Source organism: Nocardia sp. NBC_01329, from assembly GCF_035956715.1.
Classification (GTDB): Bacteria; Actinomycetota; Actinomycetes; order Mycobacteriales; family Mycobacteriaceae; genus Nocardia.
On record NZ_CP108381.1, the window covers coordinates 294,889 to 319,302 of the forward strand.

Consider the following 24,414-nt stretch of genomic DNA (forward strand, 5'->3'; position numbering starts at 1 on the left):
ACGAGCACGGATAGGCCCGTCAAGCCAGGGCGGCCGCACCGGAACCGGCCACCAGTAGCGCGAGCCCGAACAGGATCCAGTCGTTGACGATATGGGCGCCGGTGCTGACCCAGATGTTCTTCGTCCACAGGTAGGCCGTCGAAAGGATCAATCGGGCCGGCCCGATGATGAGCAGGCATTGAACGATATTCCAGTCGTAGGTCGGCAGATGCAGCAGTGCGAATATCACCGCCGTAACCACCCAGGCGACAACGAGCGCGGTACGCCGCGACCAGCCGAACCGATGGGTGCCCGCGTACAGGAGTGCCAGCAGCGGCAGGACGGTGACGAGTTCCTCCCCGAACAGTTGCGGCACAGTGCAGAGGAAGAACACGATCCGTTCGACCGCGCCGGTATCGCGCAACCCCTCGACGGCGGGGTTGGGATCGACATCGAAGAATGCGTGCACGAGCAGGCCGATGGCGAAAGTGACCAGCACGTTCAGCACCCCGATGCCCAGCATGATCCGTATCTCGCGGCCCCGTACCCGGCCGAAGATCGCCTTCCAGTTCCCGGGCACCACATAAGCGAGCGCCGCCAGCGGCAGGGCGAAGAACACGACGGCGGGGACGATCCGGCCGGCCGTTCCCCACGGGATCGGCAGCACCAGGAAGACGAAACCCGCGACGCACGCCGCCATCACCGCCCACCACCGGCCGCCGCTGATCGGTACCGGGCGGCCGTTGTAGTACGGGAAGTCCACCGGCGAAGCGCTATCGTGGGCGGTCTCGGGCAATGGTCGCTCCTCGGTCATGGTCGCACTCTTCCATCGGTCGACCCGGTCCGATCGAAACGCTACGTGACCAGCGGTGACCGGGCTGGTCGACGGTCCGGACCGGGCTTGGTCCGTGATGGAAGCAACAGTGACGGCCACCCGGTGGCAGCGCCGCGCTGAGCGGCGAGCAGGCTGAATATCGTTCGATTCGAAGTCGACCGTGGAGGTGGATGGTGTTCGAATTCGGAGATCTCGCTGTGCCGATCGTGGCGGCGCCGATGGCGGGTGGCCCCTCGACGCCGGAGCTGGTGGCCGGTGTCGCGGAGGCCGGCGGTCTGGGATTCCTCGCGGCCGGGTACAAGACTCCCGAGGCGGTAGCGCTGCAGATACGCGAGGTCCGCGAACGTACCGATGCGGCATTCGGTGTGAATCTCTTCGTGCCGCAGCGTAATTCGTACGATGGCGCGGCGGTGGAACGGTACCGGACGAGGCTCGGGGGAACCGCGCGGCGGTACGGGATCGAAGTACCCGCGGTCCGGGAATTCGACGACGACCGGTTCGCCGAGAAGGTGGATCTGGTGATCGATCAGCGGGTGCCGGTGGTCTCGCTGACCTTCGGGCTGCCGCCGGTGGAAACCGTGCGACGGTTGCGTGCCGCGGGGTCGGCGGTGATCGCGACTGTGACCGGCCCGGACGAGGCGCGAGCCGCGGTGGAGGCGGGAGTCGACGCGTTGTGTCTACAGGGGCCCGAAGGCGGTGGCCACCGGGGGACATTCGAGGTCGAGGACGAGCCGGGTACGACACCGCTGATCGATCTCCTCGACGAGATCATGGTGTGGTGCCCGTTGCCCGTGGTCGCCGCGGGCGGGATCTCCGACGGGGCGCGCATCGTCGAGGTACTCGCACACGGGGCGGTTGCTGCCCAACTCGGTACCGCGTTCCTGCGCAGTGCCGAATCCGGGGCGAAAACGGCGCACAAGGACGCGCTCGCCGATGCCCGGTTCACCGAGACGATCGTGACACGAGTGTTCTCCGGCCGACCGGCCCGCGGGCTGGCCAATGAATTCATCGCCGAATACGGCACGGCGCCGGCCGCGTATCCGCAGATCCATCATCTGACCAGTCCGATCCGGGCGGCCGCGGCCGAGAAATACATCGCCGGAGATATGGCTCTGTGGGCGGGTACGGGGTTCCGGGAGGCATCGGCGGATTCGGCGCCGACGATCCTGCGGCGGCTCTGGGAGGAGGCGCTGGTTTCCGGAGCAGCGCGCGGCTGATCGGCCGCCCGGTGCCGTCCGGACGGCGGGCCCGGCTCGCGAGCTCGACTGCGCGACGATCCGGCGATGGACCAGTGCCGATCGTGCCCCGTGGCCCCGGGATCGCCAGATCTTCGGGTGTGCGGGTCGGACAGGGGCGGATATGTCGGTGCCGATCCGTAGTGTGCGGTTCGTCACCCCGCGAACCGGGGCCCGAGCCGATCTGGAGGCGCTGTGGAGAACGTGTGGCCGACCGTCCGGTCCGAGCGGACGGCGCTCATAGCGGATCTCGAAGGACTCACCGGTGAACAGTGGGCGACTCCCTCCTTGTGCTCCGGGTGGACCGTGCACGACGTACTCGCGCATATCGTGGCCACCGCGAAAACGTCGGTACCCGTTTTCTGCTGGCAATTCGCGCGGGCGCGATTCGATTTCGACCGGTTCACCGAGAACGGCGTCGAACGGGAACGCGCCGCGACCCCCGCCGAGACGCTGGACCGGTTACGGGCGGTACTGGATCGAACGGTCACACCGCCCGCTCCGCGTGACAGCAGGCTGGTCGAGATGATCGTGCACGGGGAGGACATCCGGCGGCCACTGGGGATCACTCGTGAGTACCCGGTGCAGGCCACCGCCGACGCATTGCGGCTGCAGTTGCGAACCTCGGCGAGTTTCGGCGGTGGCAAGGAACTCGCCGCCGGGCTCACCTTGGCGGCCGAGGACGCGGAGTTCACCTCGGGGTCGGGGCCGCAGGTGCGCGGCCCGCTGCTGTCGCTGCTGCTGGTGTTCTCGGCGCGGGCGGTCGCGGTCGCCGACCTGCACGGAGACGGTCTGGATACGCTGCGTCGGCGGCTGGAGTCCGGCGCCTCCTGAAGCTCTCGCGCCGCCGCCGGGAGCGCCCGAGCGGCGGGCCCGCCGTGATACTTGTCGACCGATGGGCCAAATCGTCGTAGCGTCAGTGAAGTGACTGTGCCAACAGACCTGCCCACCACCGCGGGCGCGTTGCGGGCGGCCGGGTACGCGCCGCGAAGTGTCAAGGCCGAGATCCGGGAAAATCTGCTGGCCCGGCTGGCGTCGGGAGACGATCCGTGGCCCGGGATCGTCGGGTTCGACCGGACCGTGCTGCCCCAGCTGGAGCGCGCGTTGCTGGCGGGTCACGATGTGGTGCTGCTGGGTGAGCGCGGGCAGGGTAAGACTCGCCTTCTGCGGACCGTCGTCGAATTGCTCGACGAATGGACCCCGGTCATCGAGGGCGCGGAACTGGGTGAACATCCGCTGGAACCGATCAGTCCGCAGGGGCGGCGCCGGGCCGCCGAGTCGGGCGACGATCTGCCGGTGGCGTGGCGGCACCGTTCGCAGCGCTATGCCGAGAAACTCGCGACCCCGGATACCTCGGTGGGTGATCTCATCGGCGATGTGGACCCGGTGAAGGTCGCCGAGGGCCGCAGCCTGGGTGATCCCGAGACCATCCACTTCGGGCTGGTGCCGCGTGCGCACCGGGGGATCGTGGCCGTCAACGAACTGCCCGACCTCGCCGAACGGATCCAGGTCGCGCTGCTGAATGTCATGGAGGAGCGCGATATCCAGGTGCGCGGCTACACCCTGCGGCTGCCGCTGGATGTGCTGCTGGTGGCGACCGCGAACCCCGAGGACTACACCAACCGCGGCCGGATCATCACGCCGCTCAAGGACCGCTTCGGCGCCGAGATCCGCACGCATTACCCACTGACCGTCGAAGCGGAGATGGCGCTGGTGCGGCAGGAGGCCGAACTGGTCGCCGAGGTGGGTGATCCGTTGATCGAGGTGCTGGCCCGCTTCGTGCGGCGGTTGCGGGAATCTCCCGCCATCGACCAGCGCTCCGGTGTATCGGCCCGCTTCGCGGTGGCGGCCGCCGAGACCGTGGCCGCCGCGGCGCTGCGACGGGCCGCGCTGACCGGGGAGGACCCGGCGGTGGCCCGGCCGGTGGATCTGGAATCGGTGCCGGCGGTACTGCGTGGGAAACTGGAATTCGAATCCGGTGAGGAGGGCCGCGAACAGGAGCATCTCACCCATATGCTGCGGCGGGCCGTCGCCGATACCGCCCGGGACCGGCTCGGCGGACTGGATCTACGGCCGCTGGCCGACGCGGTGGACGAGGGGCATCTGGTGACGACGGGCGAACGGGTGCCGGGTACTCAGGTCCTGTCCGCGCTGCCGGAACTGCCGGTGCTGCACGAAGTGGCATTGCGGCTGGGTGTGGTGGCGGGTGATCCGCCGCAGCGGATCGCCGCGGCGGTCGAATTCGCCCTGGAGTCCCTGTATCTGGCGCGGCAGGTGGCCAAGGATTCCGACGACGAGGGCAGTGCGGTGTACGGCGGGTGACCGCCACACCCGGTTTCGAAGAGGTGTGATGACAGCGTCCGACCGATACTCCTACGGGCCCTATCACGAAGGGCCCGATCCGCTGGCGCCCCCGCTCGATCTGCGGGAGGCGCTGTCGGAGATCGGGCGTGAGGTGATGGAAGGTTCCTCGCCGCGTTCGGCGCTCGAGGAACTGTTGCGGCGCGGGACATCCGGGATGCCCGGGCTGGAGGAGATCACGCGCCGTCTCTGGGAGCGGCGGGCCGAGATCTCGCGGTCCCACCGCCTGGACGGCACCCTGCAGCAGGTACGAGAACTGCTGGATCGGGCGCTCGAGGCCGAGCGGCGTGCGCTGTTCCCGGACCCCTCCGACGATGCCCGTTTCGCCGAAATGCGATTGGACGCATTGCCGTCGAGTACTGCGGGCGCGGTGAACGAGCTCGGCGAATACCCCTGGCGTTCGGAGACCGGCCGGGAGAATTACCAGAAGATCCGCGACCTGCTCGGCGAGGAATTGCTGGAATCCCGTTTCCAGGGGATGAAGCAGGCGCTGCGGAGCACGACACCACAGGATGTGGAGCGGGTCCGGCAGATGATGTCGGACCTCAACGATCTGCTCGCCGCCCATGCCCGTGGCGAGGACACCGAAGCGCGGTTCGCCGAGTTCATGGCCGAACACGGGAAGTTCTTCCCGGAGAATCCGCACGATACCGAGGAATTGATCGATACGCTCGCCGCGCGTGCCGCGGCGGCGCAACGGATGATGAATTCGATGTCGGCGCAGCAGCGGGCGGAACTGAACGAGCTCGTCGGGCAGGCGTTCGGGGATCCGCGGATAGCGCAGCAGATCACCGACCTCGACGCGAAGCTGCGGGACCTGCGCCCCGGCCAGGATTGGGAGTCGGCGCGGCGTTTCCGCGGTGACGATCCGCTGGGTATGGGCGAGGCCGTGGCAGCCATGCAGGATCTCGGCGAACTCGACGAACTCGCCGCCCAGCTCGCCCAGTCCTATCCCGGTGCGCGGCTGGAGGACATCGACCTGGAGATGCTGGAGCGCCAGATCGGCGCCGACGCCCGGGTGGATGCGGCCCGGCTGGCCGAACTGGAACGGGAACTGCGGCGGCAGGGCCTGTTCGAGCAGGCTCCGGACGGTTCCCTGCGATTGACTCCGAAGGCGCTGCGGCGGCTCGGGGAGGTCGCGCTCCGCGATATCGTCGGGAAACTGCGTAGCCGCACGGGCCGGCGTGAAACAGCGCTGGCGGGAGCGGCGGGGGAGCCTACCGGTGCGAGCCGGCCGTGGCAGTTCGGCGATACCGAGCCCTGGGATGTGTCGCGTACGGTACGCAACGCGGTCCTGCGTTCGGCTTCCACCGGGAGCCCGTCGGTGACCCTGGATGTCGCGGATGTGGAGATCGCCGAGACCGAACAGCGGTCCCGTGCGGTGGTCGCCCTGTGCGTCGACACCTCGTGGTCGATGGTGCAGGACGGGCGCTGGGTGCCGATGAAACGGACTGCGCTGGCCCTACAGCATCTGATCAGTACCCGGTTCCGGTCCGACGCCCTCGAACTGATCACCTTCGGGCGGCACGCCGGGACGGTGGACATCACGGAACTGACCGGGCTGGAACCGGTGTGGGAGCAGGGGACGAATCTGCACCACGCGCTACTGCTGGCCGAACGGCATCTGCGGCGGCATCCGGACGCTGTCCCGGTCGTGCTCGTCGTCACCGACGGTGAGCCGACCGCGCATCTGGACCCGGACGGTACGGCCTACTTCAACTGGCCGCCGGATCGCCGGACCCTGGCCGTGACCATGACCCAGGTGGATTCGCTGGCCCGGCTGGGGGCCTCGATCTCGGTGTTCATGCTGGGAGAGGAACCGCGCCTGGCCGCGTTCGTCGATCTGCTGGCCCGCCGCAGCGGCGGACGAGTGGTGGCACCCGATCTGGACGGGCTCGGTGCCGCGGTGGTCAGCGACTATCTGCGGGGCCGGCGGCGTTGATTCGGTTCCGGGACTGCGCGGAATCGGTGAGCGAGGAGGTCTGATGCGGCTGGACCGGGCTCAGGCGCGGGCACGATTCGCTGCGGCCCGGGTGGCCCGGCTGGCGACCGTCACCAGCGAGGGAACGCCGCATCTGGTGCCGATAGTGTTCGCGCTCGCCGGCGATACGGCTTACACCGCGGTCGACGCCAAACCGAAATCGACCACCGCGCTGCGTAGGCTCGCCAATATCGAAGCGAACCCGGAAATCGCCGTACTCACCGATTTCTATGACGAGGACTGGTCGCGCCTGTGGTGGGTGCGCGCCGACGGCACGGCACGGATTTTGACGGGAGACGAGGCGCGCGCGGGCCTGGATCACCTGACCGCGCGCTACCCCGTCTATGTGGCGGAGCCGCCGCCCGGACCGGTTGTCGCGCTCGATATCACGCACTGGTCGGGCTGGGCGGCGAGCTGATCACACGCCGGTTCAGGAGCCGGCACCACCCATGGCGAACCGCAGCAGTGCCTGCTTATCGCCCTGTTTGATCTTGCCTTTGCGGTTGAGCACCTCGAGCTGCCAGATATCGCCGTTACGGAACGCGCGGGCCACGGCGTTGGCATTGTCGCTGCCCAGCAGTGACGGCCAGATATCGGCCACTTGCTGGCTGCTGCCGCCGGTGGCGTCGTAGACCTTGAAGGAGATGTTGTTCGCCTTCTCGAACGAACTGCCCTTCTTGAACGCGGCCGCGACGAAGACGACGGCGTCGATACCGCCCGGGACCTCGGCGAAGGTGACGTGGACGGTTTCGTCGTCACCGGCCGCCGCGCCGGTCTGCTCGTCGCCGGAGTGCAGGACCGAGCCGTTTCCCAGCGGGTCCAGCGAATCCAATCCGGCGAAACGGACGGGTTCGCTGCCCTGCATGAGAATGGCGATCAGGTCCAGGTCGACACCTTTCTTGCGGCGCGCCCAGCCGAGCGCACCACCACTGGCGCCCGCGGAGGGGTCCCAGCTGACACCGACACTCAGCTTGGCGATCCCAGCGAGATCGGCTGCGCCGTCTTCCTTTTTGAGCGTGATCATGGCTCAACGGTACCGGCTGCCGGAGAACGCCGGGTGACCACCGGGTTCGCTCTCAGAGGAGCGGATAACCGGTGCTCGGATGGGGTCGCGGCCAAGGGTGGCGGGCCAATCCCTCGACCCCTTCGTTGAACCGCCCCAGCAGCCGGACCAACTGTTCGACTTCGTCGTCGGGCCAGCCGGTGAGCACGGAGCCGACGCCGCGGCGCTGCAGGGCGAGGTCGGCTTCGAACAGCCGCAGACCTTTTTCGCTGGGCCGGACCTTGCGGGCGACCCCGCCGTCGGGATCGGGAACCCGCTCCACCAGGTCCTGGTCGAGCATGGCGGCGACCTGACGGTTGACAGTGGATACATCCAGTCCGAACGCTTCGGCCAGTTCGCGCAGGGTCAGCGGGTCACCCAACCGCAGCCGGGTGAGGATGAGGTAGGCGGATCTGTCCAGCTGGAACGGCGAATTCCGGCGGGCGGCCGGGTACTGCCGGGACAGCAGGTTCAGTTCCAGGACGAGCCGCGCCAGGACGGCGGGATCCCGGCGGTCCGCCGCGGTGAGGGCGGGCAGTGCAACCGAATCGGACATTCGGACACTATGTCGTCTGTTTCGCCCGAATACAAAATTGTGCACGATACACAGGGTATGTAACGTGCATATTCGTGACTGCTGTGGCCGACAACGGCACTTTCACCACGATCGGCGGTAACGAGGGCGACGCGGTCGGTATCGAACCCTGGGACCCCACCGCCGTCCCCCGATATCCACATCGTCGGTTACGGGCAGCTGCCACCCGGGTGGTGACGGGCTTGCCGGATCGATACCTTCATCGCGTAGCGTGACGCTCAGTCGGTGGAGGTAGAGGTGTCGGAACGACTCATGGAACCGATCGAAGTAGGCGAGCCGGGATGGATCGACTACGCCGAGTTCGGCAGACGGTTCGTCACCCACGCGGTGACCGAACGGCGGATCGAGGCGGCGGTCGCCGGGATCACCGGGCGCGGACTGACCATCGGGCCGCTCAACCTGGTACCCGCCGGGCTCGCCGGATTCCTCGCCGAAGGCCGGATCGACCGCCCGGTGGTGGTGCGGCGCGGCTCCGAAATAGCCTTCGACGTGCGGATACCGGTATCACTGCGGGTCAAGATACTGCTCGGCGGCAAACCGCTGCGGTCGGAAACCGTGGTATCGATCGGTCTCACCTTCCACGCCCGCACCGCCGACCCGCTGCTGATCGTTATCGATATACCCCGGGTAGAGCCCACCGATGTGAGCGTGCTGCTGCGTCTGTCCGCCGCCGAATCGGTGGCCGAATGGCTGCTCGACCCGATCGCGGGACTGCTGCAGCGCGAAGTGGCCCACCGCGTGAACGCGATGCTGCGCGACCCGGGCGTGATGCGCAGCCGGATCTACGACATCGAGGCCATCGTCGCCCGCGAACGCTCCCCGCACCGCACCCGCACCGAATTCGACTGGATCGACTACGCGGAATTCGGCCGGCGCTTCTTCCCCCGCATCGTCACCCGCGACCGCCTCGAACAATTCGTGACCCACCTCGCCGGCCGCCGAATCGAGATCGGCCCCATGCGAGCCGGCCCCCGCGCGGCGGCGGAAGTCGCGGTGCGCGGTGAGGTCGGACGACCCGAACTCACCGACCGGATACCGGAAACCACCACGGCCGACGACGATATCGCGCTGGTCCGGTTCGAGCTCCTCGTCCCGGTCTCCCTCGACATCACGGTCAGCGTCCTCAAGGACAACCACTACCGCGCGGATATCGAGATACCGCTGCAACTCACCGCGCACGCCGCGGATCCGCTGCTCATCGTGGTCGAAGTAGACCCGCCGATCCGGGAGAACATCCGCCTCGAATACGCGGCCCGAGGCAGGCGCGCGGCAGTGCTGGGCGTACTGGCGGGAATCAAGAAACAGATCGTCGCGCAGGTGGTCCGGGTAGTCCGAGGCGAACTGGCCGACCCGGCGATGCGCACCCTGGACGTGGGGGAACGAATAGACCGCCTGCTCTGAGATCGCTCGGAACACGGGTCGAAGTTCTCCAGGGGTGGGAAACTCGGCCAGATCGTGGGGGAGTTGGTGATGGCGGTTCGGGTGTGAATGTGATGGAATGGCTGCACGTTCGAGGCTCCCGGCGCACGAAGTGCTCAGGGGAAGGTGCGCCGGGCACGCCGTTGTTGTTCACCCGGGGTGTGCGAAGGAGTCCGCGATGGTTTCTGCACTGTCTCGTCGTGCTCTGCTCGGCTATACGGCTGCCGCCGTCGCCGTGGGTGCCGTGGGTGCCGTGGGTTCGGTTCTCGGGGCTTCTCGCGCCGGCGCTGCCTCGTTGGGGACTCTGCTCGATTACGCCGGGGGCGTGCCGTCCGCGGCGGCGATCCGGGCGGCCGGCCACACCGGTGTCATCCGCTATGTGTCCGATCGGCGGCCGGGAGCGGAATGGATGGCCGGAAAACCGTTGCTGGCCGACGAAGTAGCGGATCTGCGGGCCGCAGGGTTGCGGATCGTGTCCTGTTACCAATTCGGCAAGGGACCTACCGCCGATTGGCGCGGTGGATACGATGCCGGTCGCCGTCACGGCGAGCGGGGGCTGGCTCTGCACCGGGCCGCCGGCGGGCCGGACAACCGGCCGATCTACGCATCGATCGACGACAACCCGAATCCGGTGGAGTTCGCGACCATGATCCTGCCGTATCTGCTCGGCTGGCAGGCGGTGATCGGCCGGGAGAACACCGGTGTGTATGCCAACGCGCCGACCATCGATCTGGCTCGCACGGCCGGGGTGGGTGCCTGGTTCTGGCAGCACGACTGGGGGACGGCGCCGGGATATGTCCACCCGGCCGCGCATCTGCACCAGTTCGAGATCGATGACCGCACGGTCGACGGGGTGGGGGTGGATGTGAACGACATCCTTGTCCCGGAGTACGGGGCGTGGTGAGAACCGGCGTTCGGCGGGCAGGTCAGCGCAGCGGGCGTTCGGTCCGGTTGGCGGCCACGTACATGTAGATCAGCGGTGCCACCGCTCCGCACAGGAACAACAGCAGGGTCGGCAAGTCGCTGCGTAGCGGGACATCTCCGCCTGGGCCGCGGCTCGCCGCGATCAGGAAAGCGGCCAGCCAGGCGGCGATCGGCAGGAACAATACGGTCGACCGGGTCGTCACCGTCGCGGCCGCCCATACCAGCGCCACATTCACCGGCGCGGCGATCAACGCGGCCAGTGGCACCGCGACACCGCCGATATAGAGGGGTAGATAGAGCACCTCCAGCGCCAGCGTGAGCACCGCGTCCACGATCAGGATCACGATCAGCACCGGACCGAACACCCCGGTGGCCAGCGCGGCCCAGCGTGACCGGGTATCCGCATCCGGCGGAGCGTCCACGGCGGTCACCGGTGCCACCGAGTCGAACACCACCGCGTGGTCGCCGCGGCGCCGGGGTCGATCCCGCTGTCCGATTCCGAGTGCTGCATGATGGCGAGTCTATTCCGGCGTGGGTGTCATGCGGCTACGCCAGCCCGGCGAAGAGATCGCCTTCCCGGCCGTCCGGCCCGCCGGTCCAGGCGCGTCCGCGGACCAGAATGTAATGCTCCTCCGGTAGAACCGGCTGGGCGATCATATTGGTCAGCGCGAACTCCCGGCCGGATGGTGCGACTGTGAGCTGGGTGGTGTGTGCTCGTAGTGCCGCACGTTTGTTCGGGAGCACGTCGGCGACATCGATCGTCGTGGTCACCGAATTACCGGGCACACTGGCCAACTCGTTCTCCGCGGGCAGCCGCCAGCCGTGTGGTAGCGCCCCGGGCAGCCCGTCGACGGTGCGCCGGGCAAGGGCCCGCAGATGGTCGCTCAGGATATCCGCGTCGGTCACGGTCCAATAGAACTTGGGCGTGTCCCAGCCTTGCGCGGCGGCGGCTTCGACGGCTTCGGTGGTCACGCGGTTGGCCTCGATATGGTCCGGGTGGCCGTATCCGCCGTCTGGATCGTAGGTCACCACCACTCGCGGACGCAGTTCGAGGATCACCTCGGTGAGGGCCCGCACCGATTCCGCACCGGAGCCGACGAACGCCCGCGGATGCTCGGCCGTGGGGGTTCCGGCCATCCCGGAGTCACGCCAGCGGCCGGCGCCGCCCAGGAAATACGGCGGCCCGGCATCGAGTTCGGCCAGGGCGCGGGTGAGTTCGCCGATCCGGTACCCGCCCAGCTGGTCGGCGCGGTCGGCGGTCAGCCCGGCCCACTGTTCGCCGAGCACCTCGCCCTCTTCGCCGAGTGTGCACGTCACCACGGTCACCGGGATACCGAGACGCCGATAGTGGGCGATGGTGCCGCCGGTGGTGATGGTCTCGTCGTCGGGATGGGCGTGGACCAGCAGCAGTCCACCCGTAGCTCGGGCGCCGGATCCGGTCACGGGACCCGCCGCCACATCGCCGCATCGCCGAAGATCCCGGCCTGGATCGCGCCGCTCAGTGAAGCGCCGTCCACCGAAGGACCGGCGGCGGCCACAACATTGTCCTGCACGATCGGCAGCACCGTGGACTCTCCCCACAGCCGTGGTTCGGCCTCGCCCAAGGTCCGCGGCACCTCCACACCGTGCACGGCGCCGTCGATCGCGGGCTGGAACTGCTGATCACAGACACCGGACAGGTTGCTCGGTGCCCGGCGGGCCGCTTCCACGGCCGCCGGAACCTCGGTCTTCTCACCGTCGGTGGGGGGCGTGGTCGGTGCCGCGGGCTGGCACCCGTAGCGGGAGGCCAGCGCCGTGGCGGGATCACCACCGGTCGCTTCCCAGCCGACGACCGCGTCGATCTCGGTGTCGACCAGGCCTTTGCCATACAGTTCGTCGGCGGCGAGATTGCGCACCGACGCATCGATCCCGGCACTGCGCAACTGGTCGGCGGCGGTATTGGCCACCGCCAGCGCGGTATCGTCGCCGGTCACCGCGCCGATCCGGAGCACCAGCGGCTCCCCGTTGCGGGCCAGTGAGCGGGGTCGCGGCGCCGGGGAGGTCGCCGAGACCGGCGGCGGCTCCGGGGCGCGGCCGAAGCCGGCTTCGGCCAGCAGGCCGAACGCCTGGTCGGGGCTGAGGCGGGGCGGTTCGGTCGGAGCGTAGCCCGGGTCGGAGGGGGAGAGCACCTGCGCGCGCACCGGTTCCACCCAGTTGCCGGTCTGCGCGCCGACAGTGGCCAACAGCGCGGGATCCAACAGCGCCAGGATCGAGGTCCGGACTCGATGGTCGGCGAGGACCCCGTCCCGTCCGTTGAGAGTGAGACGCAGTTGCCGGGATTGCGGCATTATCGCGGTGCGAACCGAGGGGATCGCGGCCAGCTGGGCCTGGGTGGCCACGCCGCCGTGTACGAGCGCCATCTGGGTATCGCCGGTGCGCAGTGAATCCGCCAGCTGGGCGGGCGTGCCGCCGCGGCGCAGCAGGATCTGGTCGGGTCGGGCGGGCGTGCCCCAGAACCGGTCGTTACGTTCCAGGAGGATCTCGTCGCGGCCGGGATCGGCGGATTCGATGGTGAAATTCCCGCCCGATACCGGGATCTGCTCGACCAGCGTGCGCTGGAAACCCCCGGGGGAATCCTTCATCAGATGTGCGGGCAGCAGATTCGCGAACAGTTGCGGCCAGGCCGGATACGGCCGGTCGAACACTACGGAGACCGTTTTACCACCACCCGAGGACCGGACCTCGGAGATGAGCCGGTATCCGGCCGGGTCGATCACACCCGGCTGCGTGATCATCTGCTGCCACAGGTAGTGGAAATCCTCGGCGGCGATGGGCGCGCCGTCGGACCAGTTGGCCTGATCTTTCAGCTTGTAGGTGACAGTGAACGGTGCCTGGGAGGTGACCGTCGCCGAGTCGATCAACGCGGTATCCGGTACCCACAGCGTGCCGCCCGGCAGCGCCGGATCGGGAGTCGGCCGGAACGGGCTCGGCAGCACCATGGCCGCCACCGCGGCGGTCGCGGGCGACTGATCGGAGCGCAGATGTGGATTGAACCCGATACCGATGTCGTCGATGGCGACGACGACGGTGTTCTTGGTGGGCTGCGCCGGTTCGGTTTTGGGGCTGTCCGTACTGGCGATGGGCGGCGGCGGGTCGGCGGTGCATCCGGCCAGCACCGGAACGAGCACCGCCGAGAGCACAAGCAGCCCGCGCCACACCGCGCGCCTCCCCGAAATCACGTTCGGCACTCTACCCAACCCCGCGCCGCCCCGTCCGGCAGCGGAACCGCTTACAGCGCGGCCCGGTCGCGCGCCTTGCGACGCGACAGTTCCCGGGCCCGTTCGTTTGCTCCCAACGTGACTTTGCGCACCCGCACGAACTCCGGCGTCACCTCGACACATTCGTCGGCCGCGCAGAATTCCATGGCCATTTCCAGGTCCAGCTGCAACGGCTTGGCGAGCGTCTCCATCACATCGGCGGTGGAGGATCGCATATTGGTGAGCTTTTTCTCCTTGGTCACATTGATATCGAGATCCTCGGCGCGCGGATTGATCCCGACAACCATGCCCTCATAGGTTTCCGCGCCCGGTTCCACGAAGAACTGTCCGCGGTCGGAGAGCTGGATCATGGCGAACGGGGTGACACTGCCGGTGCGGTCGGAGACCAGCGATCCGGTGTGCCGGGCCCGGATCTCCCCGGCCCACGGCGCGTACCCGTGCGAGACGGCATTGGCGATACCGGTGCCGCGGGTCTCGGTCAGGAAATCGGTGCGGAATCCGATCAGCCCACGCGAGGGCACGATGAATTCCATCCGCACCCAACCCGCGGCGTGGTTGTTCATCTGCACCATTTTGCCCTTGCGGGCGGCCAGCAGCTGGGTGATGGCGCCGAGGTATTCGTCCGGGCAGTCGATGGTGAGCTCTTCGTAGGGCTCGTGCACCTTGCCGTCGACCTGCCGGGTCACCACCTGCGGTTTGCCGACGGTCAGCTCGAAACCCTCACGCCGCATCTGTTCGACCAGGATCGCCAGCGCGAGTTCGCCACGGCCCTGCACCTCCCAGGCGTCGGGTCGGCCGATATCGAGGACTCGCAGTGAGACATTGCCCACCAGTTCCTGATCGAGCCGTGATTTCACCATGCGGGCGGTGAGCTTGTGCCCCTGTACCCGGCCGACCAGCGGCGAGGTGTTGGTGCCGATGACCACCGAGATGGCGGGTTCGTCGACCGTGATCCGGGGCAGCGCGACCGGGTTCTCCGGATCGGCGAGGGTGTCGCCGATCATGATGTCGGTGATTCCCGCGACCGCGACGATATCGCCGGCCACCGCGACCTCACCGGGCTGCCGCTCGACGCCGACGGTCTGCAGCAGTTCGGTGATCTTGACGCTCTTGACCCCGTCCGCGTGCATCCATGCGACGTTCTGGCCCTTGCGGAGCTCGCCGTTGTGGATCCGCACCAGCGCCAGCCTGCCCAGGAAGGCGGAGGCGTCGAGGTTGGTGACATGGGCCTGCAGCGGTGCGGCGATATCGCCCTTGGGGGCGGGGATGTTCTCGAACAGTACGTCGAACAGCGCGTCGAGATTCTCCGCGTTCGGTACCTCGCCGTTCTGCGGCTGCTCCTTGGAGGCCTTGCCGGCGCGACCCGAGGCGTAGAGCACCGGCAGGTCGAGAGCGAGTTCGGCGGCTTCGGCGGCGTCGTCGTCGAGATCGGAGGCCAGGTCCAACAGCAGGTCGTGGCTCTCCTCGACGACCTCGGCGATACGAGCGTCGGGGCGGTCGGTCTTGTTGACGACCAGGATCACCGGCAGGCAGGCGGCGAGCGCCTTGCGCAGGACGAACCGGGTCTGCGGGAGCGGGCCCTCGGAGGCGTCGACCAGCAGCACCACACCGTCGACCATGGACAGGCCGCGCTCGACCTCGCCGCCGAAATCGGCGTGGCCGGGGGTATCGATGACATTGATGACGGTGACGCTGCCGTCGGGATGGTGCCGGTGTACGGCGGTGTTCTTGGCGAGAATGGTGATGCCCTTCTCGCGCTCCAGATCGCCGGAGTCCATCACTCGGTCGACCGGTTCGGCTCGCTCGGCGAATGCGCCGGACTGCCGCAGCATGGCGTCGACGAGCGTCGTTTTACCGTGGTCGACGTGGGCCACGATGGCTACGTTGCGAAAATCGCGTGTAGACGACACGCCGGTTCCTCCTGCTGGTTAACTGTTGCTTGCGGCCGGACCCTGCGACAGGGAGATTCGAAACTCACCGGGCATCTGGGCCGGTTACACCCTACCGGGGTCCTGGTGGCCTGCTGGCGGCGCCTAGAGGTAAGGGTATGCTAACCCACATGGGCAAGGTCAAGGCGAGCGAGGTTTCGAGCCTCAAGCCGAAGAAGAAGTGCTGTCGGAAGAAGACGCGCTGCGTGAAATGCCCTGTGGTCATCATGCGGATGAAGCGCCTGGAAGCCGGGGGTGCTTCCGGCAAAGAACTGAAGAAGGGGCTGAAGAAGGCGCGAGCCGCCTGAGTCGATCTCTGTCGACGCTCGGGGCGTCGGCATGAAGGCCGACGGTCGGGTTGTAGGAAAGGGATTCCGGGGTACCACGCCGAGATGACCACACCACTGCTCTCCGAATCCGATATCACCGCGGCCCTGGAATCGCTGCCGGAATGGACCCGGGCCGGTGACGCATTGACCCGCACCGTCGAGGCGGCCACATTCCCCGCCGGAATCGAACTCGTGCGACAGGTCGCCGATATCGCCGAATCGGCGAATCACCATCCCGATATCGATATCCGGTGGCGCAAGGTCACCTTCACCTTGTCCACGCATTCCGCGGGTGGGCTCACGGCACAGGACGTGGCGCTGGCCCGGGAGATAGATCGACTGGCGCCCTAGCCGTCCGCGCGGCCGTCCGGCCGGCCCAGATGATCCAGCCGTAGAGCGCCAGCGCGCCGATCACATAGACCGTGCCGAGCCAGGACCAGACGCCCCAGCGGGAGATGGTCCAGATCGAATCCTGCAGGAACGACAGGACCCAGGGGGCGCCGATCAGGGTCATGATCAGCCAGTAACCGGCCAGGATCCGCGCGCCCGCCACTGCCCGGTACGGTCCGTGGAGCAGCCAGAGCACAGTCGGCAGCAGCCAACCCCAATGGTGGGACCAGGAGATGGGCGAGATCATCAGCCCGAACAGCTGCACGATCAGCGCTGTGCCCAGGAGATCGTCGCGGCGCAGGGCCCGCCAGGCGAACCAGCCCAGTGCCGATGTCACGAGAACACCCGCGATCCACCACGGTCCGGTGCCCACATCGCTGCCCAGCAGCCGGCTCAGCGCGCCGCGCATCGATTGGTTCCACACCGAGCCCACCGGCCCGATCCGGTCGGCGTCGCCGAGCAGGGTGCCGAAATACCGGCGGGTCTCCTCGGGATTGATGAGGAAACTGGCCGCCACCGTCAGCCCGAACACCACCGCCGACCAGACGGCGGCCGCCCAGCGCCGCCGGGCCACGAAGTACAGACCGCTGATCGCCGGCGTCAGTTTGATACCCGCGACCGCGCCCACCAGAGTTCCCGACAGCCACCACCGGGAGCTGCGGATCGCGATCATCACCCCGAGCATCAGGAAGATGTTGACCTGTCCGTAGTCGATGGTCGTGCGAACCGGTTCGAACCACAGCCCGGCCGCGGTCCACGCCACCATGGTGGTGCGCCACCGCGGTTCGCGCAGCGCCTCCCGCCCGAGCATCAGTTCGAACGCGATCCGCACCACCCAGTACAGCGCCGCGACGATGGCGAAAAGCCAGAGCATCGCGACCACGGTGAACGGCAGGTAATGCAGGGGGAAGAACACCACCGCGGCGAACGGTGGATAGGTGAAGGGCAGCGGGAAGTCCGGTGTCTTCTCGGCGTAGGTGAAGTCGTAGAGATGGTCGGTGAGCAGGGCTGCCGACCCGTCGACATAGACGTGCAGGTCGACCAGATTCATGCCGTTCGGAGTCAACAGCATCCACAACAGCCGCGCCAGCACGGTGATCCCGAGCGCTACCAGGGCCAGGCGAAACGGTACGAACCCCCGAATGTCGGTCCGGGCGCCGCTGGGCTGAGTCAATACACGAGCTTTCGAGTCGGTTCGGGCCGGCGGCCGGACCCGGTGCTGTTGGGCGCGTCGGCCGGATTTTCCGGCCCGGAATACATTAACCCCACCGTTTTCCGGGCGATCGCGAGCCCGGAATGTGCGCGATGCGGAGGCGGCAAACGGGGCACACCGGCTCCGGTAACCATCGAGCAACCGATGAGTCACGAGTGCGCAATCGCCTCAATTTTCACACCTGTCACTTCCGTTATCCGCTACTGTCCAGTAGCACAGCGAATCGGGGGTCGCAATCCCGGCCCCGGTGCTGTACAACGCGCGTCAGTGTCCTTAGAGTGACCCCGAAACGACGGCTTTTCAGCGTCGCCCAGATGTACCCGAGGTAAGGACGGCTAGACCAGTGCTTCGCACCCGAGGATCGCGGATCGCAATGTCCGCGCTCGCCATTGCGGCGGGCGCCTCCCTCGTGGCGCCCGCGACAGCCGTCGCGGATCCGGCCACCGAGGCGTCGGTGAGCAGCGTCCCGATGGTCCCCGAAGGGGTACCCGTCGACGTTCTCGCCGCCCTGGCCCCGGCCATCGTCAACGCACCGGCTCCGGCGGCCAAGAACGTCGCCGCACCGGGGAGCCCGCAGGCGGCGATCCTGGCCCAGGCCCGCGCGCTGCTGGACACGGTGAATCTGCCCCCGCAGATCGAATCCACACTGGAACGGGTCATCACGTTCCTCGACGGCAGCGGCGGCGGTGGCCCGGAGATCCCCGAAACGGGGCCGGCGATCGCCCAGTTCCTGTACCCGACCATCGGCAAGGGCTGCATCGCCCCGTCCGGCGATTCGATCGGCACCGCCCTCGCGGTACCCGGCCCGGCGCAGTTGCCGCCGCCGGGACCGGCCGCCGGCCAGACCGGTTTCGTGTTCACCGCGCTGGGTACCGAACGCCCGACGGCCGAACAGGCACAGCCGTTGATGGTGCAGTGGCGGAACCTGGACACCGGTGAGGCCGGCTCGCAGCCGCTGACCGACGAGGCCGAGATCAACCCCGACGGTCCGGCCACTCTCTCGGCCATCGCGAACACCGGCACCGGCCGGGTTGTCGCGGTGATCGGCGGCGGGCTCACCACTCAGGCCACCGAAACCGAAACCCGCAGCTGCACGTTCATGCCCACCATCGGCTTCTTCACCGTCGGCTGAGCAGTCCGCGGCACCAGTGCCGCAGAGGCCGGGGGCGCTCGTGACCCTGCGCGGTGAGTGGTCGGCGGCGATCGCGCCGTGAGCGATTGATCGCGGGTGGGTGCATCGAATGCCCGGGCTATCCGGTGGCGGCCGGACCGCGAACATCGAGTTGATCCCTGGTCTCCCCGAAGCGGGCGGTCGGGTTCGGAGCGTCGCATGTTCAGTGCCGGGCAGACCGCGGTCCGCTGTGGTAGACCGGGGTGATGGCGACTGTCGAAAGTACGCGCAAGCCGAGTATTCGGAGCCGGCGCTCGTCACGGTCGATTCTGTCGATCCGTTCAGAGGGATCGATCCTGTCCATCGGCTCCGCGTATTCGATTCTGTCCATCGGAAGCGTGGGGTCGATCCTGTCGATCGGCTCCATCGGATCATTCGGTTCGGCGATCTCCAGCGGGTCTTTTCTGAGTCTCGGCTCGGCGCTGTCCGGATTGTCCCGCTGGTCCCTGTTGTCGTGGACGGGTGATCACGCGAGTCCGGATACCCGCCCCGATCTGCGTGTTGTCGCAGACGAACCCGATCTGCGCGAGGCTGCCACCCGGCACTGCCAGACCTGATATCCCGGGGCTCCGGAACGTCGCCGGCGAAGCACGGTCAGGAGGGCTCCGGCCTTGCCTTGCCGGAGGCGGGATCGATCAGACCTTGCCGGAGGCGGGATCGATCAGACCTTGCCGGAGGCGGGATCGATCAGACACAGCACCGCCCATGCCCGATCCAGGGGGATGTCCTCGATTCGGTAGAGCTTCTTGCCCGCGGCGGTGGCGGCGCCGACCGTGGCCAGCCCGGCTCGGCGCTGCCAGAAGGTCTGCCGGACAGTCCAGCCGATGATGCCGGGAGCCTCCAGGCAGGTGCGTTCCCGGTCGAGTGATCCGGAGCGGACGATCAGCCAGGTGGGGGAGCCATCGGCAGTGGGGACAACGGCGTGGCCGAGGCCGCGGTAGCGATCCTCGGCGAGCAGTGCGCAGACAGGGATCAGGACGAGCGGCAGCAGCCACCACCAGGCCGGAAGGTTCAGGCCGGCCGTCGATATGACGATCAGGATCGCCGCGATGAGCGGAACCGGCCAGCATGCCCGGATATAGCGGCGCCGCCGGGCGGCGGGACCGTGCCGGGTCAGGGGAACATCGGCGAGGGCCGACAGCGTGGTGGGACCGTCGGAGGTCCCGGTGTTCCGGTGCGGACTCAGCAGCCGGGCCGCTGTCCGTTCGACGGCCGCGCGCGGGGATTGCGGCAAGATCTTCTGGCGCGGGTTCTCTCCCGTCATCACCGCTTCCAGTTGTGCGGCTCCGGCCAGGCGCAGGAGTAGCGGTTCGCAGAGGGTGGCGCCGCGTAATCGCGCGGTGTCCAGGGTTATCCGGCGCAATGTGAACAGTCCACGGCGGATCTGCAGGGTGCTGCCGTGATCGGTGACGCGCAGCCCGAAGTTGGTGGCCAGGTAGTGGGCGCAGGCGGCGATACTGACGACCGCGACCATGACGGCCAGCGCGCCGAACGCGAGCAGCAGCAGTGACAACAACCCGAAATCGCGGACGCTGTCGACGGTGTTGCGGCTGATACTGATCTCGGCGGCACCGAAACCGAATTGTGCCGCGACGCCGAGCGCCGATGCGGCGAGAGCGAACCCGGTGAGCGATAGCGGTGCGTACCGGACCCAGCTCGGTTGCCAATGTCCGATTTCCTCGCCGCCGAGTTCTTCGGTTTCGGGGTTGGTGTCGCCCTTCTCGGCGAGGCGGGCCGGGGTGGGATCGTCGGCGGCGAAGTGGATATCTCGGGTGTGGGCGAGCAGTTCGGCGCGCAGTGGCCGGACGTGCTCGGCAGCGAGCGCGTCCAACCGGAAGCGGTCATCGGTGTCGGCTTCCCGGCCGGTGCCGATCACCACTACGGCCAGGCCCAGGATTCGGTGCAGCGGGTCGGCTTCGATATCCACCGAACGGATTCGCGCCCGCGGCACCGACAGTCGTTTCCGCCGGATCAGTCCGGTGCGGAGTTCGACATGGGTCGGCCCGACCCGGTAGGTGGTGGTGAACCAGAGGGTGGCTGCGTACGGGATCACGACCACCAAGCCCAGCAGGCTGTACAGGGGGTTTCCGGAGCTGACACCCAGGATCACCGCGCCGATCACCGCGGGTAGGAACTTCACGACCTCTTGGACCGGGTGCACCAGCAGCATTCGGCGATCGAGTCGTAGCCACGGCTCGTCGTCATCGCGATCGAGGATGGTGGCCGGCTCCCGCGCTGTGACCGGGTGGCTGTCGCCGGTCGCTTCGGGTCCCGTCATGTGGCGTCACCGCGATGCCGGGCGGCGATCTCGGTCAGCCGGGTCACCGTCTGCTCGGCCACCGCTCGGTCCAGCAGGCTGATGTGCACGGCCCCGGCGGAAGAGGCGGTCGTCACGGTGACCGTCGACAGGTCGAGCATCCGTTCCAGTGGACCGCGTTCGGTGTCCACGGTCTGCACCCGGGAGATCGGCGCGACCCGGCTCTCCTGGGTCAGCCAGCCCGATCGGGAGTACACGGCCTCGTCGGTCACTTCCCAGCGGTGCACCCGGAAGCGCCATCGCGGAATCACGATTGTGGATAGCACGGCGACCACCACCACGACCACCGCTGCCACCGCCTGCCAGGCTCGGCGCTCGGGGTCGAAGACGACCCACCCGAGCAGCACGGCGAACACGACGAGCCACGACAGCGCGATCTGCACGGTCCAGAGGGTCTTTGCGCGCGGGCTGAGCCGCCACGACGGATCGGCCAGGAGGATCGGTGACCGCGGTGAACTGTCGGGCGACATATATTCATCGTCGCACGGTGTGAGGTGCGGCCAGTGGCCCACAGATCGGCGACCATCGAGCACCGACAGCGTCGTGACCCGACCCAGGTGGCCAAGGCCCACCTCCGCACACACGTTCCGTCTACTCCGGATGGTCGGCCTCCGTGGCCGGGGTCACGAGGGCCCCGACCCGCCCCGCCGAAGGCGGGGCAAATAGACACAGCCCGACCTGCGAGGAATAGCCCGAGATACACCGCGGTTGTGAACGCTCAACAACCTGGGAGGAGACAGTTCCGGATGTGTGCCGCATGATCGAGGGCGTGACCGAGCTCCCCGAACCGACCGTCCCGACCCCCGTGCCGACCCCGTCCGCCATGCGCCGGGCGTTGCGCCGGGCCCGCGACGGGGTCACGCTGAACGTCGACGAGGCCACGGTGCTGTTGCATGCTCGCGACTCCGACCTCGTCGATCTGTGCCGAAGCGCTGCGCGGGTGCGCGACGCCGGGCTCGAATCGGCCGGGCGACCGAGCACGATCACCTATTCGCGCAACGTTTTCATCCCGCTCACCCATCTGTGCCGCGATACCTGCCACTACTGCACTTTCGTGACGGTGCCGGGGAAACTGCGCGCCCAGGGTCGCGGGATGTTCCTGGAACCCGACGAGGTGCTCGATATCGCTCGTCGCGGCGCCGAACTGGGTTGTAAGGAAGCGCTGTTCACTTTGGGTGATCGGCCCGAGGCGCGCTGGCCCGAGGCGGCTCAGTGGTTGGACGAACGCGGCTATGACTCCACTCTGGATTATCTGCGCGCGGTGTCCATCCTGGTGCTCGAGGAAACCGGGCTGCTGCCGCATCTGAATCCCGGGGTGATGTCGTGGGAGGAGATCTCGCGACTGAAGCCGGTGGCGCAGTCGATGGGCATGATGCTCGAGACCACCGCGACGCGTCTGTTCACCGAGAAGGGCAACTGCCATTACGGCAGCCCGGACAAGGATCCGGCGGTACGGCTGCGTGCCATCACCGACGCGGGCCGCCTGTCGGTGCCCTACACCACCGGAATCCTGGTGGGTATCGGCGAGAACATGGCCGAGCGCGCCGATACGATCGCCGCGATCCGCAAACAGCACAAGGCGTTCGGCCATATCCAGGAAGTGATCGTGCAGAACTTCCGGGCCAAGGACGACACCGCCATGCGGCACGCGCCCGACGCGGACTTCACCGAGTTCCTGGCCACCATCGCGGTGACCCGGTTGCTGCTCGGGCCCGATGTCTCGGTCCAGGCGCCGCCGAATCTGGTGTCCGGTGACGAATGCCGCGCCTTGCTGGAAGCCGGTATCGACGATTGGGGCGGCGTTTCGCCGGTGACCCCCGACCACGTGAATCCCGAGCGGCCCTGGCCGAATCTGGACACCCTCGCCGAGATCACCGCCGGCGCCGGTTTCGAACTGGTCGAGCGCACTTCCGCGCATCCGAAATACGTCCGGGCCGGGAACCCGTGGATCGATCCGCGGATCGGTGCGCACGTCGCGGCCCTCACCGACGCCGAGACCGGACTGGCGAAGGCCGGTGCGCTCCCGGTGGGCCTGCCCTGGCAGGAACCCGACGAGAGCTGGGAGTCGGCGGGTCGTACCGATCTCAACACCGAGATCGATACCGCCGGCCGCAACACCGATACCCGTAGCGATATCGACAACGCGTTCGGTGATTGGGACACCATCCGCGAGCAGGTTCGTGATCTGGCCGCCGCGCCGCAGCGGCTGGACGCCGATGTGCTGGCCGCGCTGCGGGCGGCGGAACGGGATCCGGCCGGGCTTTCCGACGCCCAGTATCTGGCGCTGGCCACCGCCGACGGAGCAGATCTGGAGGCTGTCGCGGGTCTCGCCGATCAATTGCGCCGCGATGTCTGCGGCGACGACGTCACCTATGTGGTGAATCGCAATATCAACTTCACCAATATCTGCTATACCGGCTGCCGTTTCTGTGCGTTCGCGCAGCGTAAGGGCGATGCCGATGCCTTCACGCTCAGCACCGGCGAGGTCGCGGATCGTGCCTGGGAAGCGTATGTGGACGGCGCCACCGAGGTGTGCATGCAGGGCGGGATCGATCCTGATCTTCCGGTGACGGGCTACGCGGATCTGGTCCGTGCGGTGAAGGCGCGGGTGCCGTCGATTCATGTCCACGCATTCAGCCCGATGGAGATCGTGAACGGCGCCTCTCGCGGCGGTGAGAGCGTCCGGGACTGGCTGACCGCGCTGCGGGAAGCCGGGCTCGGCACCATCCCGGGAACGGCGGCGGAGATCCTCGACGACGAGGTCCGCTGGGTGCTCACCAAGGGCAAGCTGCCCGCCTCTGCCTGGATCGACGTGGTCACCACGGCACATCAGGTCGGGATCCGGTCGAGCTCGACCATGATGTACGGGCACGTCGACAACCCCAGCCACTGGGTCGGGCACCTGCGCGTGCTTCGTGGTATCCAGGACGAGACGGGTGGTTTCACCGAATTCGTCCTGCTCCCGTTCGTTCACCAGAGCGCCCCGCTCTACCTGGCCGGGGCCTCCCGCCCGGGGCCCACCAACCGTGACAACCGCGCCGCGCATGCTCTGGCCCGGATCATGCTGCACGGCCGGATCGACAATATCCAGACCAGCTGGGTCAAACTGGGCACCACCGGCACCCGGGTGATGTTGAGCAGCGGCGCCAACGACCTCGGCGGCACCCTCATGGAGGAGACCATCTCGCGGATGGCCGGTTCACAGCACGGGTCGGCGAAGACGGTGGCCGAACTCATAGAGATCGCCGAGGGAATCGGCCGCCCGGTCCGGGAACGCACCACCACCTACGGTGTCCCGCCCCAAAGGAGTGCGGCGGTGCCAGGACTGGAACTGGTTTAGGCGCGTGGGCCATTGCGCTGACCCGTGCGGGTCAGCGCGCGTGAATTAGGGCAGGCTCACCGGGGGTAGCCTGTGGGGCGCCAGGGATACTCGTGTGC

Annotated in this window: 23 protein-coding genes; 13 read left to right on the forward strand and 10 right to left on the reverse strand. The window is 67.9% G+C overall.

Annotated features, from left to right (window positions below; genetic code table 11):
* Positions 1–19: 19 nt before the first annotated feature.
* Entirely contained in the window at positions 20–793 is a 774-nt protein-coding gene (locus tag OG405_RS01350) for a CPBP family intramembrane glutamic endopeptidase (protein ID WP_327149822.1), read from the reverse strand.
* A gap of 191 nt (positions 794–984) precedes the next feature.
* Between OG405_RS01350 and OG405_RS01355 the strand changes: the two genes are divergently transcribed.
* From OG405_RS01355 to OG405_RS01375, 5 genes are all read left to right on the forward strand, one after another.
* Positions 985–2,031, forward strand: coding sequence for an NAD(P)H-dependent flavin oxidoreductase (locus OG405_RS01355; protein ID WP_327149823.1), 1,047 nt, complete (start codon positions 985–987; stop codon positions 2,029–2,031).
* Positions 2,032–2,244: 213 nt separating this feature from the next.
* On the forward strand, positions 2,245–2,883 hold the full coding sequence (locus tag OG405_RS01360) for a maleylpyruvate isomerase family mycothiol-dependent enzyme (RefSeq protein WP_327149824.1): 639 nt from the start codon (positions 2,245–2,247) through the stop codon (positions 2,881–2,883).
* Positions 2,884–2,973: 90 nt separating this feature from the next.
* Positions 2,974–4,371 carry a sigma 54-interacting transcriptional regulator gene (locus OG405_RS01365; RefSeq protein ID WP_327149825.1) on the forward strand — a complete coding sequence of 466 codons (1,398 nt, stop codon included), beginning with the start codon at positions 2,974–2,976 and terminating at the stop codon, positions 4,369–4,371.
* Positions 4,372–4,399: 28 nt separating this feature from the next.
* Complete coding sequence (locus OG405_RS01370) at positions 4,400–6,352, forward strand: vWA domain-containing protein (RefSeq protein WP_327149826.1); 1,953 nt, start codon at positions 4,400–4,402, stop codon at positions 6,350–6,352.
* Positions 6,353–6,401: 49 nt separating this feature from the next.
* A complete protein-coding gene (locus OG405_RS01375; protein WP_442790809.1) occupies positions 6,402–6,809 on the forward strand; it encodes a TIGR03668 family PPOX class F420-dependent oxidoreductase in 408 nt (135 codons plus the stop codon).
* 12 nt (positions 6,810–6,821) lie between these two features.
* On the opposite strand, the gene OG405_RS01380 is transcribed toward OG405_RS01375, so the two are convergent.
* Positions 6,822–7,415: a TerD family protein gene (locus OG405_RS01380; protein ID WP_327149828.1), complete on the reverse strand. Its 594-nt coding sequence runs from the start codon at positions 7,413–7,415 to the stop codon at positions 6,822–6,824.
* 52 nt (positions 7,416–7,467) lie between these two features.
* Positions 7,468–7,989, reverse strand: a complete 522-nt coding sequence (locus OG405_RS01385; RefSeq protein WP_327149829.1) for a MarR family winged helix-turn-helix transcriptional regulator — start codon at positions 7,987–7,989, stop codon at positions 7,468–7,470.
* 74 nt (positions 7,990–8,063) lie between these two features.
* Between OG405_RS01385 and OG405_RS01390 the strand changes: the two genes are divergently transcribed.
* The 3 genes from OG405_RS01390 to OG405_RS01400 all read left to right on the forward strand — a co-directional run bounded on the left by OG405_RS01390 (position 8,064) and on the right by OG405_RS01400 (position 10,351).
* Positions 8,064–8,243, forward strand: coding sequence for a hypothetical protein (locus tag OG405_RS01390; RefSeq protein ID WP_327149830.1), 180 nt, complete (start codon positions 8,064–8,066; stop codon positions 8,241–8,243).
* A gap of 22 nt (positions 8,244–8,265) precedes the next feature.
* Complete coding sequence (locus tag OG405_RS01395; protein ID WP_327149831.1) at positions 8,266–9,429, forward strand: hypothetical protein; 1,164 nt, start codon at positions 8,266–8,268, stop codon at positions 9,427–9,429.
* Positions 9,430–9,625: 196 nt separating this feature from the next.
* Positions 9,626–10,351 (forward strand): DUF1906 domain-containing protein, encoded by a 726-nt coding sequence (locus OG405_RS01400; RefSeq protein ID WP_327149832.1) that lies wholly within the window; start codon positions 9,626–9,628, stop codon positions 10,349–10,351.
* 22 nt (positions 10,352–10,373) lie between these two features.
* On the opposite strand, the gene OG405_RS01405 is transcribed toward OG405_RS01400, so the two are convergent.
* The 4 genes from OG405_RS01405 to typA all read right to left on the reverse strand — a co-directional run bounded on the left by OG405_RS01405 (position 10,374) and on the right by typA (position 15,538).
* Entirely contained in the window at positions 10,374–10,802 is a 429-nt protein-coding gene (locus OG405_RS01405; RefSeq protein ID WP_327149833.1) for a hypothetical protein, read from the reverse strand.
* A gap of 115 nt (positions 10,803–10,917) precedes the next feature.
* Positions 10,918–11,814, reverse strand: coding sequence for an N-acetyl-1-D-myo-inositol-2-amino-2-deoxy-alpha-D-glucopyranoside deacetylase (gene mshB / locus OG405_RS01410; protein WP_327149834.1), 897 nt, complete (start codon positions 11,812–11,814; stop codon positions 10,918–10,920).
* On the reverse strand, positions 11,811–13,598 hold the full coding sequence (locus tag OG405_RS01415) for an ABC transporter family substrate-binding protein (RefSeq protein WP_327149835.1): 1,788 nt from the start codon (positions 13,596–13,598) through the stop codon (positions 11,811–11,813). Before OG405_RS01415 ends, mshB begins: the two co-directional genes overlap by 4 nt.
* 41 nt (positions 13,599–13,639) lie before the next feature.
* On the reverse strand, positions 13,640–15,538 hold the full coding sequence (gene typA, locus OG405_RS01420; RefSeq protein ID WP_327149836.1) for a translational GTPase TypA: 1,899 nt from the start codon (positions 15,536–15,538) through the stop codon (positions 13,640–13,642).
* A 149-nt stretch (positions 15,539–15,687) separates the two neighbouring features.
* Here typA and OG405_RS01425 point away from each other — a divergent pair, with 149 nt between their 5' ends.
* Positions 15,688–15,864 (forward strand): hypothetical protein, encoded by a 177-nt coding sequence (locus tag OG405_RS01425; protein WP_327149837.1) that lies wholly within the window; start codon positions 15,688–15,690, stop codon positions 15,862–15,864.
* Positions 15,865–15,948: 84 nt separating this feature from the next.
* Complete coding sequence (locus tag OG405_RS01430; protein ID WP_327149838.1) at positions 15,949–16,236, forward strand: 4a-hydroxytetrahydrobiopterin dehydratase; 288 nt, start codon at positions 15,949–15,951, stop codon at positions 16,234–16,236.
* On the opposite strand, the gene OG405_RS01435 is transcribed toward OG405_RS01430, so the two are convergent.
* Entirely contained in the window at positions 16,184–17,347 is a 1,164-nt protein-coding gene (locus tag OG405_RS01435; protein WP_327152592.1) for a mannosyltransferase, read from the reverse strand. The genes OG405_RS01430 and OG405_RS01435 overlap by 53 nt on opposite strands.
* 514 nt (positions 17,348–17,861) lie before the next feature.
* On the opposite strand from OG405_RS01435, the gene OG405_RS01440 reads away from it, so the two are divergent.
* Positions 17,862–18,620 (forward strand): Rv1157c family protein, encoded by a 759-nt coding sequence (locus tag OG405_RS01440; RefSeq protein ID WP_327149839.1) that lies wholly within the window; start codon positions 17,862–17,864, stop codon positions 18,618–18,620.
* Positions 18,621–18,865: 245 nt separating this feature from the next.
* Entirely contained in the window at positions 18,866–19,216 is a 351-nt protein-coding gene (locus OG405_RS01445; RefSeq protein WP_327149840.1) for a hypothetical protein, read from the forward strand.
* Between the two features lie 104 nt (positions 19,217–19,320).
* Here OG405_RS01445 and OG405_RS01450 read toward each other — a convergent pair whose 3' ends face one another.
* The gene (locus OG405_RS01450) at positions 19,321–20,937 is read right to left on the reverse strand and encodes a PH domain-containing protein (protein WP_327149841.1); all 1,617 of its coding nucleotides are present in this window, start codon (positions 20,935–20,937) and stop codon (positions 19,321–19,323) included.
* Positions 20,934–21,446 (reverse strand): PH domain-containing protein, encoded by a 513-nt coding sequence (locus OG405_RS01455; RefSeq protein WP_327149842.1) that lies wholly within the window; start codon positions 21,444–21,446, stop codon positions 20,934–20,936. Before OG405_RS01455 ends, OG405_RS01450 begins: the two co-directional genes overlap by 4 nt.
* Before the next feature lie 287 nt (positions 21,447–21,733).
* Here OG405_RS01455 and OG405_RS01460 point away from each other — a divergent pair, with 287 nt between their 5' ends.
* The gene (locus OG405_RS01460; protein WP_327149843.1) at positions 21,734–24,316 is read left to right on the forward strand and encodes a bifunctional FO biosynthesis protein CofGH; all 2,583 of its coding nucleotides are present in this window, start codon (positions 21,734–21,736) and stop codon (positions 24,314–24,316) included.
* Positions 24,317–24,414: the final 98 nt, after the last annotated feature.

Coding starts and splice junctions, on each gene's coding strand:
- OG405_RS01350 (WP_327149822.1), bottom strand. CDS start 793: ATGACCGAGGAGCGACCATTGCCCGAGACCGCCCACGATAGCGCTTCG.
- OG405_RS01355 (WP_327149823.1), top strand. CDS start 985: ATGGTGTTCGAATTCGGAGATCTCGCTGTGCCGATCGTGGCGGCGCCG.
- OG405_RS01370 (WP_327149826.1), top strand. CDS start 4,400: ATGACAGCGTCCGACCGATACTCCTACGGGCCCTATCACGAAGGGCCC.
- OG405_RS01380 (WP_327149828.1), bottom strand. CDS start 7,415: ATGATCACGCTCAAAAAGGAAGACGGCGCAGCCGATCTCGCTGGGATC.
- OG405_RS01385 (WP_327149829.1), bottom strand. CDS start 7,989: ATGTCCGATTCGGTTGCACTGCCCGCCCTCACCGCGGCGGACCGCCGG.
- OG405_RS01400 (WP_327149832.1), top strand. CDS start 9,626: ATGGTTTCTGCACTGTCTCGTCGTGCTCTGCTCGGCTATACGGCTGCC.
- OG405_RS01425 (WP_327149837.1), top strand. CDS start 15,688: ATGGGCAAGGTCAAGGCGAGCGAGGTTTCGAGCCTCAAGCCGAAGAAG.
- OG405_RS01430 (WP_327149838.1), top strand. CDS start 15,949: ATGACCACACCACTGCTCTCCGAATCCGATATCACCGCGGCCCTGGAA.
- OG405_RS01435 (WP_327152592.1), bottom strand. CDS start 17,347: ATGCTGTTGACTCCGAACGGCATGAATCTGGTCGACCTGCACGTCTAT.
- OG405_RS01440 (WP_327149839.1), top strand. CDS start 17,862: ATGTCCGCGCTCGCCATTGCGGCGGGCGCCTCCCTCGTGGCGCCCGCG.
- OG405_RS01445 (WP_327149840.1), top strand. CDS start 18,866: ATGGCGACTGTCGAAAGTACGCGCAAGCCGAGTATTCGGAGCCGGCGC.
- OG405_RS01450 (WP_327149841.1), bottom strand. CDS start 20,937: ATGACGGGACCCGAAGCGACCGGCGACAGCCACCCGGTCACAGCGCGG.
- OG405_RS01455 (WP_327149842.1), bottom strand. CDS start 21,446: ATGTCGCCCGACAGTTCACCGCGGTCACCGATCCTCCTGGCCGATCCG.
- OG405_RS01460 (WP_327149843.1), top strand. CDS start 21,734: ATGATCGAGGGCGTGACCGAGCTCCCCGAACCGACCGTCCCGACCCCC.